An 18,719-nucleotide genomic window follows, 5' to 3' on the forward strand; every position below is an offset into this window, starting at 1 on the left:
CACCTGTTAATCATTTAACCATTGGAGCGTAACGTGTCGATAAATGTCTTGATACGGCTTGAAGCTAATTCAAAATCAAAGTCATTACATGCAGTAATGATAGGTGTAACTTGGTTATCGTAACCCGCAGCATTGGCTTGAAGTGTATCTAATAAGTCATCATCGAATTCATTATTGGTAACATATTTCTGTAAAGCTAACAAAGTGTTAAGCAACTGTTCTTTAGAGGTCGCATTAAGTTTACTTTGTATTTTTTTATGTGTTTTACTACTCATCTTTTGTGCGCATTTACTAATAGCATCAACTTCATTTTGAATCGTTTCAATCAATAATAAAGCATCGCTTTGTTTGTGTTTACGGGTTATTTGCTCTAATTCAGTAAACGTGAGCATCAGTTGATTCAGTGCTAAATTACCCGCAACCCCTTTATATTTATGTGCGATATTTTCGAGCGTGGCCCAATCATTACTTTGTACTAATGACACGAGTGAACAGAGTTCCAGATCTGATTTGTTTAAAAAGTTTATAACTTCATTGAATAAAGTCGTTTTCGATCCCCACAAATCAATACCCTTCTCAAGGTCAATCGTTGCTTTTTGTGTTGAAACTGGATCTTTAGGTAGAGTGTCTACTTGATCAATAATAATAGTATTTGCAATTTCACCGATTAACTGTTGAATATCGATGGGTTTATTAGCGAAACCATCCATACCTGCAAGTTGTGCAGATTTTTTATCTTGAGGTAGCACGCTCGCTGTTAAGGCAATGATCGGTAATCGTGGCAGCCCATTTTCTGTTTCATAGATTCGTCTTTTTTTGGTTGCTGTTAAACCGTCCATAACTGGCATTTGTATATCCATTAATACGACATCAAATCCTTCACTTTCCATTTTCAATAACGCTTGCTCACCATTTCTTGCAACGGAAATTACATGCCCGTGTCGTTTTAAGATCAAGCTTAATAAATCAATATTTTGCTCGATATCATCGACAATCAACACACTCAATTGCGGTAGCACAACTTGATCTTGTTTTTTGTCTAGACTTGCAGATGCTGTCGCAATTTTTACAGGAAGAGTAAATGTAAAAGTAGAGCCTTTATCAAATTCGCTGCTTGCCGAAATTGTGCCTCCCATCAGTTCAACTAGTTGTTTACTGATAGTAGTACCTAACCCTGTGCCTCCAAAACGACGACTCATGGATTCATCTGCTTGTGAAAATGCATCAAAAATAGCTGCTAGTTGTTGCTGAGTCATACCGATGCCAGTGTCTGAAATAGCAAAGGTTAAAAAACCATCCGCTTCACTTTTTATAGTAATATCAACGTGTCCCTTTTCGGTGAATTTGATTGCATTTCCAACTAGGTTAGTAAGTACTTGCCTTAATCGATCAGGTACACCATGGTAGAAGCGTTGAATATTTTTCTCTATATTAAGATTAATATCTAAATTTTTATGTTGTGCTTGCAACCATAATGTTGACACCACTGAATCTACTTCTTCGACTAGCGAAAAATCCCGATATTCAAGCTGAAATTTACCTTTATCCAATTTTGCGCTATCCAAAATATCATTTAAAATATGTAATAAGGACTTGGCTGATTGGTTAATGGTACTTAGTTGTTTTCTTTGATGAGTACTTAATTCTTCATCCAATAAAATATCACTAAAACCAATAATCGCATTCATTGGAGTCCGAATTTCATGGCTCATATTTGCGAGAAAAGCTGCTCTAGTTGCTGCTGCTTGCTCAGCTTTTTCTTTTTCTGCAATTAAGGCGGATTCCATTTTTTTACGGTCGGTAATGTCCATGATAAAACCATCAAGGAAATAATCATCTGAATCTTCATCCTTTGATGAACGCCCGTAGCCCAGTACCCATTTTATTTTGTTGTTACGGTCAATGACTCTAAATTCAAGCTGAAAGCCGTTTGCGTGACGAAAATTAGTCTGTGCGATAGTTGGCATATCTTCAGGATGTACAAAGTCTGCAATACTACGTTTAGGGTGAGGTAGTAAGAAGTCTTCAGCTGGGTAACCCAACATTTTTTCAACTTCGTCATTAATGAAAATATTTGGCCAACCCGGTCTATCGATACAACGATAAGCAATACCGGGAATATTAGTGACCAAGGAACGGATCTTAGATTCTTTTTTACGCAGAGTGTTTTCCATCGCTTTACGCTCACGTAAGTCAGAAATAAAGGCTACGAACATATGTTGGTTATTAAGTTCTACATGCCCAATTCCCAAGCGTACTGGAATTTTTTCACCGTTTTTACAAAGCGCTTCTACTTCTCGGCCTTTGCCGATTATTTTTGCTTCTCTAGTTTGTAGATAATTATTCACATATTGATCATGATTATGCTGGAAAGGCACTAACATTTTGACATTATTGCCAATTAACTCTTCTGGTTGCCATCCTAATAATGTTGACACTGCATTGTTGACGCTAATAATAATACGCTCTGCATCAATCGTAATAATGCCATCAATAGCGGTGTCCATAGTGGCAAGCAGTCGTCTTTCATTATTAGTTGCAGTGGCTGAAATATCTTTATATCGAATAATTAAGTTAATACCTAACACTAGAAAGATGATGACCACAGTAATGGTTGTGACACCCAGTGCTAACAACGTGGATACATTGCTGGTTTGTTGTGATAGTTCGATGCCAGGTGGTAATACAAAGCGCGCTGCAAGCATTCCTGTGTAATGCATACCAGCAATGGCCGCTCCCATAACACAACTTGAAATGGCTAGTTTTGTATTTTTACTGAATGGTATGGATGCCTTTTTATCTAAACCAAAGCTTATCCACAGTGCTAATATTGCCAAGCTAACGGCGATAATAATAGAAACGATAAACAAAGGTAGGTCATAACGAAGCAAAGGCGCCATCTCCATTGCCGACATACCCACATAATGCATAGTCCCTATGCCAGATCCAACCAGAACACCGCTATAAACTAACTGTTTTCTTTGTATTTTCTTGTTGGTGAGTAAATTAAGGGCTACCCAAGAAGCAGCTACTGCAGGTAAAATAGAGAGCGTCGTTAATTCAAACTGATAGGAAATACTGGTGCACAGCTCTAGAGCGAGCATACCAATGAAGTGCATTGACCATACACCTCCACCTAAAGCAATACTGCCAATTAATAGTAATAAATTTTTACGGGCAGGCGTTGCATGCTTTGCTTGAGAAGCAACTTGAAACCCCATAAAAGAAGCAAGAATAGCAATCAATATTGATAAAATAACTAATACTGGGTTGTGCGTAGAAACAATGAATAAATTATAATCACTATATTCAAAAAAAGTTGAAATTTGTTGTTGCATATCTATTAAACACTGCTTTTGAAGAGGGTAAATATCGTACTTTTAAAGTACAGGTTGATTTATCTGTATCGGCAAGTGTTAATTAAAGTTTAATTATTTTGCTGATAGTTAATGATTTGTACATTAACAGTAATGATGATGTATCTTTTTGATTTAATATTGTTTGTTAGTTGCTCAATAAGATACTCGTTTAACCTTAGCACCTTTCAATAATTTAGTAGGACCTTTGTGTTTTTTTTGTTCTATAACTAATTATAAGGTCTGCCTAACTCTTTTATTGCTTGTTTATTGCACCCAGTGGACAGGATTTATTGAAAAAAAATAAGTAGTATCAAGTAAAAGAGTACGAGTAGTATTAACTCAAAGATCAACTTTGTTTACTGGAGTAGGCTCTTTTCTTATGGATATTCAATTAAAACGTAGTTTTTAAGCGAAACCTGTTAAAAAGAAAGCGATTGAGTGATTACGGGAAGGGCTCATTAAATTTGAATAAGTTGATATCAACAGCGATCATCCGCTGTTGATATTTTTGATCGTATAATTTATACGCTGGTGCGTTGCTGCATTTTTACTGCTTGTTTTTTTGCTCTATTTTCTTCTAATTGTGTTAAAGCATCGGAGCCGATATGCGCTTGACCACGTTCCTGTGAAAGGCGGATTTGCTTTTCTCGCTCTAAAAAACGTAATTTTTGTTGCTCAGACAAACTGTCATGACATTGATGACAACTTACGCCTTGCATATACTTTTCAGATTTTTTGTCTTCTTCAGTGATTGGTAAACGACAACCATGGCATTGGTCATATTGACCTTTTTCAAGCTGGTGGTTAACTGATACGCGATTATCAAAGACAAAGCACTCACCTTCCCACATGGTTTCGGATTCTGGCACTTCTTCAAGATATTTAAGTACACCACCTTCAAGGTGATAAACTTCACCAAAACCTTGCTCTTTTAAGTAAGCAGTTGATTTTTCACAACGAATTCCACCAGTACAAAACATAGCTATTTTTTTATGTTTTTTAGGGTCTAAATTTTCTTTAACGTATTGTGGAAATTCACGGAAATTAGTTGTTTTTGGATCGACAGCATTTTTAAAAGTACCAATGCTAATTTCATAATCATTTCGAGTATCGACCAATAATACCTCTGGATCACTGATCAGGGCATTCCAATCTTTAGGTTTAACGTAAGTCCCGACGACACGATTCGGATCAATACCTTCAACACCCAAAGTTACAATTTCTTTTTTTAGTTTTACTTTTGTGCGGTAAAATGGGTTTTCTGTATCAAATGAAAATTTTGCGGTTAAATCGGTTAAAGAAGGGTTTGATTTTAACCAATTAAGTACATTATCAATACCCTCTTGATCACCAGCAATAGTGCCGTTGATACCTTCGCTTGCTAATAACAAAGTACCTTTTACTTGATTGGCATTCATGATGTTAAGTAAAGGTGTTTGGATCTCTTGATAGTTTACTAGATCAACAAATCGGTATAGCGCACAAACCACTGTATTTTGCATATTTTTATTCCTCTGTTTGCTAACTGAAACGTAAATTCAGCGCATTAATTGTGCGGGGCATTATACGAATAGAAATCATTTAAGCAATTTTTATATTCCTTAATAGTTAGCAATTACTATGCTCTGTAAGCTTGTTGTTTGTAGCCTACATGTATTAACGCTTGAAACGTAAGATATTTTCAATATAAAAGGTAGCCTGTTGAGCGCTAAATTTTTGTTGGAAAATTTGTTCATTTGCGATTACACCTTCTTTTAATAAGGTCAACAAATCAACAATCAAACAGTTTTTTTGAGCATCTTTTTCGAAATCATTAACCTGTATTTTAAAAATATTCTGAAAAGTTTGTTTATGGTGCAAGCACGATGCAACTATCTCGGGATTTAGCATAAAAAATTCTTTATGTGCTTGGGTGAAGTAACAACCATTGAAAGTCGGTAATTGAATCACTTTCCCATTAAGCCAAGCGTCTAATTGCTCAAAAATAACCAAGATACTATCTTTGCCCGGTACCGCTAAGGCAATACTTTTTTGTAAGTGCTCTATGATCTGTTGATGATGCCATTCTAACGTAGCAAGGATCAGCGCATCCTTATTTTTAAAATGATTATAGAGCGTCTTTTTTGCAACCTGTGATTGTTTAATAATTTCATTGATACCAACGGCATGGAATCCCTTTTGATAAAAAAGTGTAAAGGCAGCTTCGATTATTTGTTGTTGTTTCATATTGCTCATTTTTCTACACACCCTTACAAAAAATACAAATTATCATACATGAAGACCAATCGGTCTCATTAGTTTTGTAAAAACTTTGAATTAAATACTCTTTTTGAGGTATTTTTTAGAGCATAAATTTTATATGTGCATATACTATTTTGATTACTTTAGGTTTAGTTATTAAAAGTAAATACATCATTTTATCAATATGAGGTGTTATATATGCCCACAACCTTACATTTAATTAGAGCAAGTCACTTAAATGCAGTGATTGAAAACCTGCATGCATTATCGCTTCCCGTTGAATCTTTATTGGAAAAAGCAGGGTTATATTTTGCTACTCCAATACAACCGAACCAACTTATTATAGAAAAGAAAATTTGGCTCTTTTTAAAGCTTGCTGCTGATTATAGCAACATGCCGCATTTAGCTACTTGGTTAACAGAGCAAAGCGATTTATCACACTATGGCGAATTTACTAAACATTTGGTGAGTGCTGATAATCTTCATCAAGCTTTACTGCTATTAACTCGTTATACGAGCTTTCACAATAGCAATAACATTTTTTTATTAAAGGAAGACAAGCAAAATATTTGGATCTGCCAGCCGCATTCACGACATGTCAAACAAGGAAGCTGGCAAGTTGAACAGCATGTAATAACGTTTATCTGCATGTTAATTGAGCATTATTTAGGACATGGCTGGCAACCTAAACAGATTAAATTAAAAGATGCACAGGGAGTTGGTATTGAACACTCTCGATTTTTTAAAGATACAGATATTAAATTAGGACACAGCTATTCGGCGATCGCGATAGAAAGACGTTTATTAAGTAAACACAGCCCAATTATTGATTTACCACAGTTAGCTGGGATTGACCCTATACCTAATGATTTTTTACAAGGCTTCAAGCTATTATTAAAGCAGGGATATTTTGGTCAGGATTGGTTAGCGGAGAATATTGCCGCTTCATTAGAGATAAGTGTTCGTACTTTAAAAAGAAAACTGCAAGCGCAGGGCACGTCTTTGCGCCAAGTCTTCGATGAGGTCCGTTTTCAGCAGGCTTGTGAACTTATTGAGCAAGATGTGCATGAATATGAAATATTAGCGGAAAAACTGATGTATACGCATCCTAATAACTTTGTACGTGCTTTTAAGCGTTGGAGTGGCATTACGCCGCGAGAATTTATTCGCCTTCGTAATCGTGAATTGTCATAGTTACGGGGGGATATTCATCTACTATAACAATCAATGATCTTTGTTTACTTTAATGGCGTATAATTCCAGACTGTTTTATGTGGCTCATCCTTAGCCATAAAATGAGAGTAAATGAGGGATCAAAATGAAAATTTTATTAATACTGACAGCTATTTTGTTACAAACAGCATGTACTGGTGTACCGGAAGGTATGCAGGCAGTTAAACACTTTGAAAGTGATCGTTATTTAGGTACTTGGTATGAAATAGCGCGTTTAGACCATTCTTTTGAGCGAGGTCTGGAGCAAGTTTCTGCCACTTACTCAATGCGTGAAGATGGTGGTATTAAAGTCATTAATAGAGGTTATTCCAAAGAAGATAATGAATGGCAAGAAGCGGTTGGAAAAGCTTATTTTGTTGATGATAAAAACACAGGTCATTTAAAAGTTTCTTTTTTTGGTCCATTTTATGGGTCTTATATTATTTTTAAGATGGATCAAGTGGACTATCAATATGCTTTTATCAGTAGTTATAACCATGATTACTTATGGTTGTTGTCACGAACTCCACAGGTCAGTGATGCCGTGAAGCAGGATTTTATTAATACGGCTGCTAAATATGGTTTTGCCACTCAAGATCTTATCTTTGTAGATCAAAAATAGCTGTTGATTAAAAGGTAGTTGTAGATAAAAAGGCAACGGCACATCAATCAAGTTTGATGTGCGTTAACAAAAAAGTTAAGTATTTACTTGTTCTTTTTGTTGTTTAAGGTGCGTTAATACATGATCTAGTGAAGGCTCTATATGGTGGCCTAATGCAATCACTTGTTGATCTGGAATAACTAGATCAGGCACTTGAAAGACTTGCATTTGTGCGGCCATTGCAGAGATAACACCATTACTTGAATCTTCAAAGGCTAAACATTGCTCAGGGGCAACATTTAAGCGTTGTGCAGCGAGTAAGAATATCTCGGGGTCAGGTTTACCTCGAGTAACTTCGCAACCACTACTAATATGTTGAAAATAATGATCAAGTCCCGCCAACTTTAATTTTGTTGTCGCCAATTTATTATGTGTTGATGTGGCGACGGCAACCGGAATATGTTGTGATTTAAACCATTCAAGTAAATTGATCACTCCAGATTTAACCGGAATCGCTTGATTCTCAACAATTGGCCAATAACCATCCATCCAAGCCTTACGTAATGGAGCATACTCAATATACTGTGCATAATGCGACATGATCGCTTCTTCAATACCTTGAGCATTACGGCCAATAATTTTTAAGTAAGCGCTTTTTACAAAAGGCAGTGATAATTGTTGGCAGGCCTTTTCGAAGGCTTGCATGCAAACTCGTTCAGTATCCAGTAATAGACCATCCATATCGAAAATAGCAGCTTGGTAGGGCATAAAGTATCTCTGTGATATTAATAAGGTGATAAAGCGGATCTAGTTTACCTGTTTTTTATAGTAAATCCGTTAATTCTTTAATGCTCGAGGCTTTGTTAAAATCTTATCAACAGGTCGTTTATTTTAGTCAGTGAAATGCTTCAATATAATGTTTCAGCTGAAGTGACTTAAATATATCGCGATTTCAGTTTAGTGAGCATTTTAGTATTCACAAAACCAATCAAAATTCCGCTGATCACACATAAACAAGCAATCAACTTAATCAGACCTACCGTCTCTTGGTAAAACAATACACCTCCTAATAATCCAAACACCGGCACTAATAAAGTGAGAGGAGCAACCGTTGTTAATGGATAAGTCACTAATAAACGATTCCAAATCCAATACCCTAATAAAGTAACCGGATACGCTTGAAATAATACAGAGAAAATGACCCGCTCATTGAGTTGTTCTGGAAATTGTAAATAAACATCGCTACCTGATTGTAAATAGACGATAAGAAACAAAGGAATAGGTGCAAAAGCCATCGCCCATAAACTAAAGGCAAAGATTTGTTTAGTTGCTGCTTTCTTGACTGTGATACTCGCTAAACTCCACGATATAGCTGCGAATAATATTAACATTAACCCTAGCTGAGTTACTGAACCGTCAGTGACGGTTAAGCTTAATAATAACCCTGCTAAAGCAATACCACTACCAATGACTTTATTAATTGGCAGTTGTTCTTTTAATAAAAAATAACCTAAGAATAAACCGAATACTACATTCATTTGTAGCAATACTGATGCCATGCCTGCACTTAAGCCCGCTTCGATTGACCATGTCGCCATACCCCAAATACCAATTGCGAATAACCATCCATAGATGATCAGATACCACCATGAAACATTTGGTTTTTTAACAAAAAATATAGCCGGTAATGTTGCGAGTGTGAACCTTAATGCTGTTAACAATAAAGGATCAATTTCGCTGACACCCAATTTGATGACAGAGAAGTTTAATCCCCAGACAATCATTACTAAGATACCTAGTATCAAATCATTCTTTTTCATCATCGACCCTTTATTTTAAATGTGGTGTGCTTGCGCTTGTGAGTATTATCAAACAAACTAAAAAAGATAACAGATACAAAATTTAACTTTATGGGCGGTACAGTTTTATGCGTTATATACGTTTAGACTAAGAAAGCTAGCGGTTGAAAAACAATTAGATGTACGCATTGGTGAAAGCTTTAGTACGTTGGGTTTATATAAGCATTGCTTTCGCCTAAATATTGGCTTTAAGATCAGTGCTTCAGAGATTGAATTAAAATTAAAACAACTCATTACCTTAGTCAACACCTGCTCAAAGGAATAATATGTTAGATAACCCTAGTGCATTAAGCGATGCAATTAATCAAACCATGCCATTTGGTAAATACGCAGGCCGTAAGTTAATTCATTTACCTGAGCCTTATTTAGTGTGGTTTCACGGTAAAGGTTTTCCAGAGGGTAAATTAGGTGAGCAGTTGGCATTAATGTACGAAGTAAAATTAAATGGGTTAGAGAAAATGCTCGCGCCATTAATCAAATAACTTGGTCATGATCTTGTTTGGCTTCTTTAAAGTAGAGGAAAATAGCGAATATTAAAAAATATTACGCATTCGTTTTGTTGCTACAGGTAAACATATTAATAAAGCAGTACAGTAAGTAAAAACTTTAATAGGGATATAGATGATGTTAAAAGCAATAGGCGGTTTAACCGCGGGTATTTTGATAAGTTGTTCTGTCGTCGCTCAACCACTCACTAAAGAAGCGGGCTGGGGGTTTACATTAAGTGTTAATGCTGGCTACAGCGGAGGAAAATCACAATTCGATACTGACCATGATAATGAAATCACTAACGATTTGAATAATAGTGGCCAATCTAATTCATCAGTACTTGTATATCCATTAGGGCGGGTCCAATACACCTTAGAAAACCTTAACACCCAATTCTATCTAGGTAATAGCCGCGAACAAGTTAGTACTGCAAAATTTCAATACGAACTTGGCATGATCCATCAGTTTGAGGATCAAAGTAAATTAACGGTTGCCGTTTTTCCTAAATTATCTTTATTCAATGAAACTTGGGAAGACCCTTTTGTTACTAATGCAAAAAGGCAAACCACTGATCAAAAAGTCGGTGGGGCTCGAATTGCTGTTGATAATATTTTTGGTACTGGATTAACTTTCAAATACGCGATAGCTAGCAGTAGTATCGACGACGAATTAAGTGGCCAGAGCCAATTAAGTGATACCTCTAAAATAGCCTTGTTAAAACGTGATAGCTTATATCAACGAGTTGAGGTTGGAAGCTCATTTCCTATTTCTCAAGGTGTATTGCTGAAGCCCGCTTTTCAATATACCAATCGCAATGCTGATGGTGATGCAAATAGTTATGATCAATATACGGGTCAATTGTCGCTTTTATTATTCAAGCAAAGACATACTTTAATCACCACTATTAATGCCGGTGTGCGTCTTTATAAACAAGAAAATCCTATTTTTAATGATAAACAAGATTTAACACATGCAGGTATTTTCAGTATTTATTCCTATCAGCGTCCATTTGATTGGCAGCATTGGAGCTGGACCATGATGTTTGGATATAACCAAGAAAATTCAGATATAGCTTTCTATGATAGTAAAGGCGTTATTATTTCAACTGGAATGGTTTATCGCTATTAATGTGCTTGTTTTTCAAGCATTTTGTTAATTTGATAAAGAAACTTTTTAATAAATTATTTTATATGATGTGTGATAGATCACAAAAAAACTTTACAACGAGCTGATTTACACTTAAATCTGATTTTAAATCCGCTGAAATAAATTATTCACAGGATAATTTGTTAAGGTATTGTTATAAACAACATTTAAGGAATGATTGTTGTTTGGAAATATAAATTATCACAGGAAGTGTTAAGGAGTTTAAATCTTATGATAGAACAAAATTTTGCAGTGATTGGAACCTTCATCCTTTATTTAGCGATGATGATGGGGATTGGTTATTGGGCTTTTCGAAAAACAGTGAATTCTTCGGATTATTTTTTAGGTGGACGTCAACTCGGACCTTGGCCAACGGCAATATCCGCTGGTGCATCTGACATGAGTGGTTGGTTGTTATTAGGTTTACCTGGGTATGCATTAGTTGCTGGTTATGGCTCTCTTTGGTTAGCTGGCGGTTTATTAGTGGGTAGTTGGTTAAATTGGATTATTTGCTCAAAGCGTTTACGTACCTATACCATTATTACTAACGATTCATTAACCTTACCAGAGTATTTTGCGCGTCGATTTGAAGATAAAAGTAAATTATTACAAACGATGTCTGCGTTCTTTATTCTGTTATTTTTCCTTTTTTACACCAGCGCAGGTTTAGTAGCTGGCGGTAAATTATTCCAAACTGTTTTTGACCTCAACTATCAACTCGCTGTAATTATCGGTACGGTATGTGTTGTTTCTTATACCTTGTTTGGTGGTTTCTTAGCGGTATCTTGGACTGATTTAGTGCAAGGTTTATTGATGGCTGCAGCATTACTACTGGTGCCTATTCTTGCACTTGATGGCTCTGTGAGTGATTTAGCGGCAACATTAACAGCTAAAAATCCTGAATTGTTAGATGCCTTTACTAACAATGATGGTACGCCTATGAGTGCAATCGCTATCATTTCCTTGTTAGCATGGGGCTTAGGTTACTTTGGACAACCGCATATTTTAGCGCGTTTCCAAGCTGCGAGTAGTAATAAATCGTTAACTACCGCTCGTCGTATTGCAGTGATCTGGACTGCACTTTCAATTGCTGGTGCTATTGCTGTTGGTCTGATTGGTATCACCTATGTGGATGCTAATTTAGGCGGTGTATTGGAAGATAGCGAAACTATCTTTATGATTCTAGTGAATGGTATGTTCCACCCAGTGATCGCAGGTATTTTATTAGCAGCAATCCTAGCCGCTATCATGAGTACAGCGGATTCACAGTTACTTGTTTCTTCTTCTGCATTAGCCGAGGATTTCTATAAGCAACATATTAACCCTGAAGCTAGCTCTGAAAAAATAGTATTAGTTGGACGCCTAGGTGTAGTTGGTTTATCACTTGTTGCATTAGCTTTAGCTTTTAATCCTGAAAGTTCAGTACTTGGTTTAGTGTCATATGCATGGGCTGGTTTTGGTGCCGCATTTGGTCCAGTAATTGTGTTAAGTTTATTCTGGTCTCGCATGAATCGTTTGGGTGCGCTAGCAGGTATTGTTGTAGGTGGCGTAACAATTGTTGTCTGGAAACAATTAAGTGGCGGTTGGTTTGACGTTTACGAGATTGTCCCTGGTATTATTTTCGCTACTATTTCAATCGTAGTAGTTAGTTTAATGACAGCAGCGCCAAGCACAACAATGTTAGCTAAACATCAAGAAATGAAAGATAAATTATCAGTGTTATAAATGTAAGGTTAGTTTACACATAACATAACGCTTATGATTCAAAAGCCCACTTAAGCAATTAAGTGGGCTTTTTTTTGTCTGTTACTTTTAGAAAAGTTATTGATTGCAGTTTGGATATTAACATATTGATTAGTTTATTGATTAATACCTAGAGTTAACCAAATGAGTGTTTGAAAAAGCCATCAATTTTTGCCTTTTCATGTATGCCATTCATATAATTTGTATTTTTTTAATAAAAGAAGCAATAAAATTAGGGTCTTTCAGGTCTTGTAGATTATATTATTTTTAAAATGGGTGGAACTGAACATGAAAAAAATACTCTCAATCCTACAAGTCGTTGCATTAATGAGCTTTGCACTTTTTCAAAGTGCGAATGCCGCTGATGCAATTCATACAAGCTTCTTTAGTAATAAAGCGGTCTCAGGATACGATGTTGTTGCTTATTTTACTGAGCAAAAACCAGTACAAGGTAATAGTAAGTACCAGCTTGAATACAAAGGTGCCGATTGGTATTTTTCAAGCCAAGAAAATTTAGCTTTGTTCAAAGGTGATCCGGAAAAGTATGCACCACAATATGGTGGTTACTGTGCATGGGCGATAGCAGGCAATGAAACTGCACCTGGTAATCCGCCATTTTGGACAGTTTATAATGATAAACTTTACTTAAACTATGATCAGTCTGTGCAAGATACTTGGACTGCTGATAAAGACAAATTTATTAAACAAGCCGATCTTAACTGGGCTAAATTGGACAAGGAATAACCATGAGAATATTACCTATTTTTAGCTGGATAGTGGTGCTGTGGACGGCAAAAGTTTTTTTACTATCGCTACCTTATAAGTTTACATTGCATCCTGATACGCAGCATATATTTGGTATGATTGGCGAATGGATGAAAGGTATTTTAGGTGATTCAATGGGATCGTGGTTTGCTAATTACGGGTCTTATGCTGTAGGTGGTGTTGAACTAGTCACTTCACTTATTTTATTGTCACCAGCCGCGTTTTGGTTACTTAAAAAAATGAACCTATTACAATCTGCTCCAAGCCGAAGTGTAATGCATGCCATTGGTGGTTTAATGGCTTCAGGTGTGATGGTTGGCGCTGCTTTCTTTCATCTTGCGACACCGTTAGGTATTGAAGTTATTCATGAAGGGAAAAGTGATGGTGGAAGTTTATTTTATGCTGCTGTCTCCATTGCTATATTAGGTTTTGTTCTGTTTATTGTTAACTACCGAGCTTACAAAAGTACAGTAACTCAATAAGGACCGACATTGTTAATACGTATACTGCTGGTACTTTCTTATATTGTATGGTGTTGTCGATTTTTGATCGCGCCATGGAAGTATTTTCAACTTAATGCAAATTATTTTAATGAGCATCGTCATCTCTTTTCTAAGTTAGATATGGATTTGCTGATACCTGAAAAATGGCGTCTCACGCAGTTTGTTGACCAAGGTGCAGGGCAAGGGCATAAACAGCCTGAACATTTTCCTGTATTCCTTAAGCCTGAGTGGGGGCAGAACTCTCAGGGAGTTTGTCGTATTGATAGCCTACAGGCTTTGCAGGAACATCGTAAACAGCGAACTGCTAATGGTCCACGTTATTTAATCCAAGCGGCTGCAAAAGCTAAGCGTGAGTTTGAAATATTTTATATACCTGGTGCTAAAAGCAATCAATCAACTGCGATTATCTCGGTAACGGAAACTTGCAATAATAGCGATGACGAGATGCCAGTAAATGGTATTTATAACCAAAATACTTATTATCAGTCTTGTATGTCGTTATTAAGTACAGAGCAAATACAAAAAATAGAAGCGATGTTTGCATCAATAGGGCCCTTTAGAATTGCCCGCTATTGTGCTCGAGCAGATTCGCTTGAAGCGTTACTTGAAGAGCAGTTTTCTATTGTTGAAATTAATGTCTATGTGCCAATGCCACTTATCTTGTTGACTCCAGACATGAGTTTTAAAGCACAGTTAAAATTTGTATTTTCAAGCATGAAACAATTGGCTTTAGTGACCAAAGATATTCCGGCTTCTCAAGCGGTTAAATCTGTTTTCTTTCAAAAATTACAATGTGCTCGGTTATTAAAATCCATCACAAAAAAAGAGCTTTCTTAATGAAATTTAAAAAAATGATATATGCATGGATCAGCAAAAAATTCATGGGCGGTTGCAGTAATTATAATAGCTTAGAAGTGCGAAGAAGCTGTCGCAGTAAAGAGCAAGCACGCGATAAATTTAAACAAGGTAATATTCCACATGCACAAGGGTTAATCTTTTTCAATCCTTTCAGCGCGGTACGTTTTGCTAAGCAACATGGGTTCCCTCTCGTTATCAAACCAAATGTGAGTGGTTTTTCGCGTGGTAGTCATTTCCCTATTCGCAACTATAAAGAGTTATGGAAAGCTATTTTTTTTGCTAAATGCTGGTGGCCATTTACTGTTGTAGAGCAGTTTCTTGAAGGTAATAATTATCGAGTTGTTGTCGCCAATGGTGAAATAGTATCGGTACTACAGCGTTATGCGCCAAGCGTAAAAGGTGATGGTATTTTAACTATTCGTGAATTAATGCAAAAAGAAAATGCAATTCGTGAAGAAATGAAATTATACCCTGTTATCTATCCATTAAAAGAAAGCGCACAAACTCGATCATTTCTAGCTAAACAAGGTTTAGACTTTGATTTTGTACCTGCTGCTGAGCAACGTATTACTTTATTTTATCGTATTTCCCTGGCTCCTGGTGGTGTGGTGGAAGTGATTAATAAACAGTTACTACCTGAAGCTAATAATCAGTTATTTAAACAAGTACTGACGTTATTTGATGCGAATATTTTAGGTATCGATGTAATTTTAGAAAAGAGCATTGAATACGATTATCGCGAACAGAAGTGTATTTTCCTTGAAGTCAATTCGCGCCCTTATTTAAAAATGCATGCTTATCCTCGTTATGGCGAGGCTGAAGATTTAAGTGAACAATTCTCTCAATTAGATGCGCTAGATATTAAACAGTCTGATACCTTTTAAATGTCGCCTTTAGCACGCACATTTTATCTTTTTACTGGGTTTCACTCTTTTCTATTAGGGTTATTGCCCTTGTTTATCCCTGTTATTTTATGGGATAAAGGGTTAAACATTAGTGATATTGCCTATTTTGTAGTGCTGACTTCGGTGGGCTTTTTATGCGCATTATACTACTGGGATAGGTTACGTGCGCAGCACCAGTGGCGTAAGTTAATAAGCTGCTCGTTTATTTTTCAGGGGTGTTTTGTTGCGCTACTGGTATGGGATCAACAACATATACTGGTGACGTTGGGAGCATTTATTAATGGAATGGCGGGTTGCTTTTATTGGTCCACTCAGCGTCTTTTATTTCAAGCGATCACTGAAGATAAAAACACAGGTAATACGTTTGGTAACTTTCAAATACTTGTCGTTTTTGCACTAAAAATTGGCGTGTTAGTAGGAAGTTATTTGCTCGGCATAGCCTATTTTGCTGGTTTGCTGACTCTGTCTTTTGTCTTGTCATTAATAGGCTTTTATTGGGTTAATAAAAGTTTACAAAGTAACCGCCAGTTATATGCCTTAAAGCAAGTTCCTGCATTTACGTTAAAACAAATAATCCAATTTAAAGACAAGAATAAATCGACACTTATTTTTGTCGTTGATGGTTTATTTCTGTTTTTAGAAAGTTATTTTTGGGTATTAACGATTTATTTGCTGACGCAAGCTAATGTAATGAGATTAGGTTTAATTATTGTGGCGCTGAGTTTGTTATTAGCACTCATTTTTTTCTTTATAAAAAAACATATTGATCGTGTAAATACTCAGATAATCTATAGTTTTGCCGTTATTGGTTATGCCTGTTCTTGGTTTATTAGAGCAGAGCTAAGCCAAGATATAAATAATGTTATGTTATACACAGGCTTATTATTAGTGGCTTTTTTGAGTAATTTTTTCCGACTTGCCTTTAATAAACGCTTCTATGATATTGCTCGTCAACATCAACCCACTCGTTACATTATTTGTAAAAGTTATTACTCGCAATTTATGTTGGTTTTATTTTTCAGCTTAATTGCGTTATTTGTTCCTCTTGAAAATACTGCTGTAAATCAATTACAAATACTTTATTACTTGTCTATTCCTCTGGTCTTTATCTATTTCGTATATGGCCGCCATAAAGCAATATCAGGCCTTAAGGTTCAATAAAATAAAAATCTGAATAGCTATTGTTCATGCAATGATTAATTTTCAGCATTTTGATTTAAATAGACTATCCTGATAGTTGGAAATTATTTTTATCTATTTAAGGAATGAACATGCCTATTAAATATCGACTGATATTAAGCCACTCAATGATTCTCATTTTTATGTTAGGCATGTTGATATTTTCTGGTTTACGCTTTGACCACACGGCTTCTCAAGTGCGTAATATTGTTGAAGGTGATGTGTTACGTGCTGAGTTAGCTGGAGAAGTTAATATACAGGCAGAGAGCGTTGCTGGCAGCTTGTTACTATTGTTTATATTAGAAGAGCAGGTACAGCGAACAGAAGTATATAAAGAGATTGATAGGAAAAATAAAAAAATAGATGAAGTAATACTAAAAATTGAAGCATTATTAATTTCAGAAGCTGATAAAACCTCACTCAGCACCATTATGGGCTTGAGAAAAAAATACCATGATCAGTTTTTTGCCACGGTAGATGAAATTGAATTTGGCGATCCAGAACAAGCTCGTTCTATGATGGCAGGGTCAACACGTGATGCGCTTAATGCCTTATTGTCAGCAATGTCATCGTTTAAACAAAAACAACAACAATCGATGAATGACCGCCAAGAGAGCATTTTAACAATGACTGAGAATGCGCTATTTATTATGTTGCTATTAGGCGGTGCAGCATTATTTGTAGGTGTGTTGATGACTTACAAAATAATCAGAAGCGTTACCTTACCTTTAAATCAATCGGTAACTGCTATTGCCAGTATTGCTGCTGGAGACCTTTCAAAGTTGATTCCACGAGGAGATAACAATGAATTTGGTCGTTTATTATCAAGTATGTCGCATATGCAAAATCAGCTCAAAGCAATGATCTCTAATGTTGATAGTGATGCAAAATCGGTGCATGAAAATGCTAACGATATTTTGTTACAAGCTGCCGATATGAAAAGTGCACTGACGGAACAATATCAGCGTTCAGGCCACATCAACGACAGTATTGTTTCTTTGTCCGTAGGTATTAAACAAACCTCTGAAGATGTGAAACACATCGAATCACAAGCCGTTAAAACACAGCAACTCTCTGAACAAGGTGTCAAATCTATCACTGAGGCGAGTCATTCTATTAAAGATATTGCCGTTTCTATTTCTCAGTCTACCGCTTCAGTTGCTCGTCTTAGCGAGAGTTCACTACAAGTTTCTAATGCGATTAACCATATTCGAGAAATTGCCGACCAAACTAATCTACTTGCGTTAAATGCTTCTATTGAAGCCGCACGAGCGGGAGAGTTTGGTCGAGGTTTCTCGGTTGTGGCTGACGAAGTACGTGTGCTCGCTAGCCGTACTGCCGAAGTGACGATGAATATTGATGAAGTGATCAGCACCATGAAGAAACAAACCAACCAAGTGGAAACTGAAATCACTGAAAGTGAAACGCGGATTGAAAAAGGTGTGTTATTAATTGAAAGTATTATCGTACCTTTAGAAAATATGCAGCAAGAAGCAGAACAGTCGAAGCAAAGTTTGCGCTCATTAACAGACCTTACTATCCATCAGTCACAGGAAAGTGATTTGGTTGCTAACAATGCGACTGAGATAATGAATATTGCACGTCAGAACGAACTTGCGAGTGATCGCCTAATGATCAAGAGTGATGAGTTACTAGCAACTGCAAAACGTGTTGATCAAACGCTATCAGTATTTCAACATTAGAAACTTTTATATTGGTTTAAAGCGGATCTAGGAATCAAATACGCGTTACTTTGAAACATAAAAAATGCCCTTTAAACATCTAGCTTAAAGGGCATTTTGCTATTAGTTACTTTACTAATATTACTTATTTTACTGGCTTCTGCTATTTCACATTCG

16 protein-coding genes are annotated in these 18,719 nt (G+C 36.2%); 11 read left to right on the forward strand and 5 right to left on the reverse strand.

The window, feature by feature from the left end; translation table 11 throughout:
• Positions 1-14 precede the first annotated feature (14 nt).
• The 3 genes from MT390_RS14115 to MT390_RS14125 form a co-directional block, all read right to left on the reverse strand.
• Positions 15-3,338 (reverse strand): MHYT domain-containing protein, encoded by a 3,324-nt coding sequence (locus MT390_RS14115; RefSeq protein WP_499441787.1) that lies wholly within the window; start codon positions 3,336-3,338, stop codon positions 15-17.
• A gap of 542 nt (positions 3,339-3,880) precedes the next feature.
• A complete protein-coding gene (trhO, locus tag MT390_RS14120; RefSeq protein WP_499441789.1) occupies positions 3,881-4,861 on the reverse strand; it encodes an oxygen-dependent tRNA uridine(34) hydroxylase TrhO in 981 nt (326 codons plus the stop codon).
• 154 nt (positions 4,862-5,015) lie between these two features.
• Positions 5,016-5,594 carry a TetR/AcrR family transcriptional regulator gene (locus MT390_RS14125; RefSeq protein WP_299666170.1) on the reverse strand — a complete coding sequence of 193 codons (579 nt, stop codon included), beginning with the start codon at positions 5,592-5,594 and terminating at the stop codon, positions 5,016-5,018.
• A 204-nt stretch (positions 5,595-5,798) separates the two neighbouring features.
• Here MT390_RS14125 and MT390_RS14130 point away from each other — a divergent pair, with 204 nt between their 5' ends.
• Both MT390_RS14130 and MT390_RS14135 read left to right on the forward strand, forming a co-directional pair.
• Entirely contained in the window at positions 5,799-6,794 is a 996-nt protein-coding gene (locus MT390_RS14130; RefSeq protein ID WP_499441790.1) for a helix-turn-helix transcriptional regulator, read from the forward strand.
• 124 nt (positions 6,795-6,918) lie between these two features.
• Positions 6,919-7,434, forward strand: coding sequence for a lipocalin family protein (locus tag MT390_RS14135; RefSeq protein ID WP_499441792.1), 516 nt, complete (start codon positions 6,919-6,921; stop codon positions 7,432-7,434).
• 75 nt (positions 7,435-7,509) lie between these two features.
• Here MT390_RS14135 and MT390_RS14140 read toward each other — a convergent pair whose 3' ends face one another.
• A complete protein-coding gene (locus tag MT390_RS14140; protein WP_499441793.1) occupies positions 7,510-8,181 on the reverse strand; it encodes an HAD family hydrolase in 672 nt (223 codons plus the stop codon).
• 167 nt (positions 8,182-8,348) lie between these two features.
• Positions 8,349-9,236, reverse strand: a complete 888-nt coding sequence (locus tag MT390_RS14145; protein WP_499441794.1) for an EamA family transporter — start codon at positions 9,234-9,236, stop codon at positions 8,349-8,351.
• Between the two features lie 302 nt (positions 9,237-9,538).
• Between MT390_RS14145 and MT390_RS14150 the strand changes: the two genes are divergently transcribed.
• The 9 genes from MT390_RS14150 to MT390_RS14190 all read left to right on the forward strand — a co-directional run bounded on the left by MT390_RS14150 (position 9,539) and on the right by MT390_RS14190 (position 18,563).
• Positions 9,539-9,754, forward strand: a complete 216-nt coding sequence (locus MT390_RS14150; protein ID WP_166372843.1) for a DUF3820 family protein — start codon at positions 9,539-9,541, stop codon at positions 9,752-9,754.
• Between the two features lie 139 nt (positions 9,755-9,893).
• Complete coding sequence (locus tag MT390_RS14155) at positions 9,894-10,889, forward strand: DUF2860 domain-containing protein (RefSeq protein ID WP_499441796.1); 996 nt, start codon at positions 9,894-9,896, stop codon at positions 10,887-10,889.
• A gap of 249 nt (positions 10,890-11,138) precedes the next feature.
• Positions 11,139-12,632, forward strand: a complete 1,494-nt coding sequence (gene putP, locus MT390_RS14160) for a sodium/proline symporter PutP (protein ID WP_499441797.1) — start codon at positions 11,139-11,141, stop codon at positions 12,630-12,632.
• 306 nt (positions 12,633-12,938) lie between these two features.
• Positions 12,939-13,394, forward strand: a complete 456-nt coding sequence (locus MT390_RS14165) for a YHS domain-containing (seleno)protein (protein WP_166372846.1) — start codon at positions 12,939-12,941, stop codon at positions 13,392-13,394.
• A gap of 2 nt (positions 13,395-13,396) precedes the next feature.
• Positions 13,397-13,897, forward strand: coding sequence for a hypothetical protein (locus MT390_RS14170; protein WP_166372847.1), 501 nt, complete (start codon positions 13,397-13,399; stop codon positions 13,895-13,897).
• Positions 13,898-13,906: 9 nt separating this feature from the next.
• Complete coding sequence (locus tag MT390_RS14175) at positions 13,907-14,755, forward strand: hypothetical protein (RefSeq protein ID WP_166372848.1); 849 nt, start codon at positions 13,907-13,909, stop codon at positions 14,753-14,755.
• Complete coding sequence (locus MT390_RS14180) at positions 14,755-15,660, forward strand: hypothetical protein (protein ID WP_499441800.1); 906 nt, start codon at positions 14,755-14,757, stop codon at positions 15,658-15,660. The genes MT390_RS14175 and MT390_RS14180 overlap by 1 nt, the downstream gene beginning before the upstream one ends.
• Positions 15,661-16,842 (forward strand): MFS transporter, encoded by a 1,182-nt coding sequence (locus MT390_RS14185; RefSeq protein WP_499441802.1) that lies wholly within the window; start codon positions 15,661-15,663, stop codon positions 16,840-16,842.
• Between the two features lie 110 nt (positions 16,843-16,952).
• A complete protein-coding gene (locus MT390_RS14190; RefSeq protein WP_499441804.1) occupies positions 16,953-18,563 on the forward strand; it encodes a methyl-accepting chemotaxis protein in 1,611 nt (536 codons plus the stop codon).
• The last annotated feature ends 156 nt before the right edge of the window (positions 18,564-18,719 follow it).

The sequence above is a fragment of the Vibrio sp. 2-Bac 85 genome, from assembly GCF_037546705.1.
Taxonomy (GTDB): Bacteria; Pseudomonadota; Gammaproteobacteria; order Enterobacterales; family Psychromonadaceae; genus Psychromonas.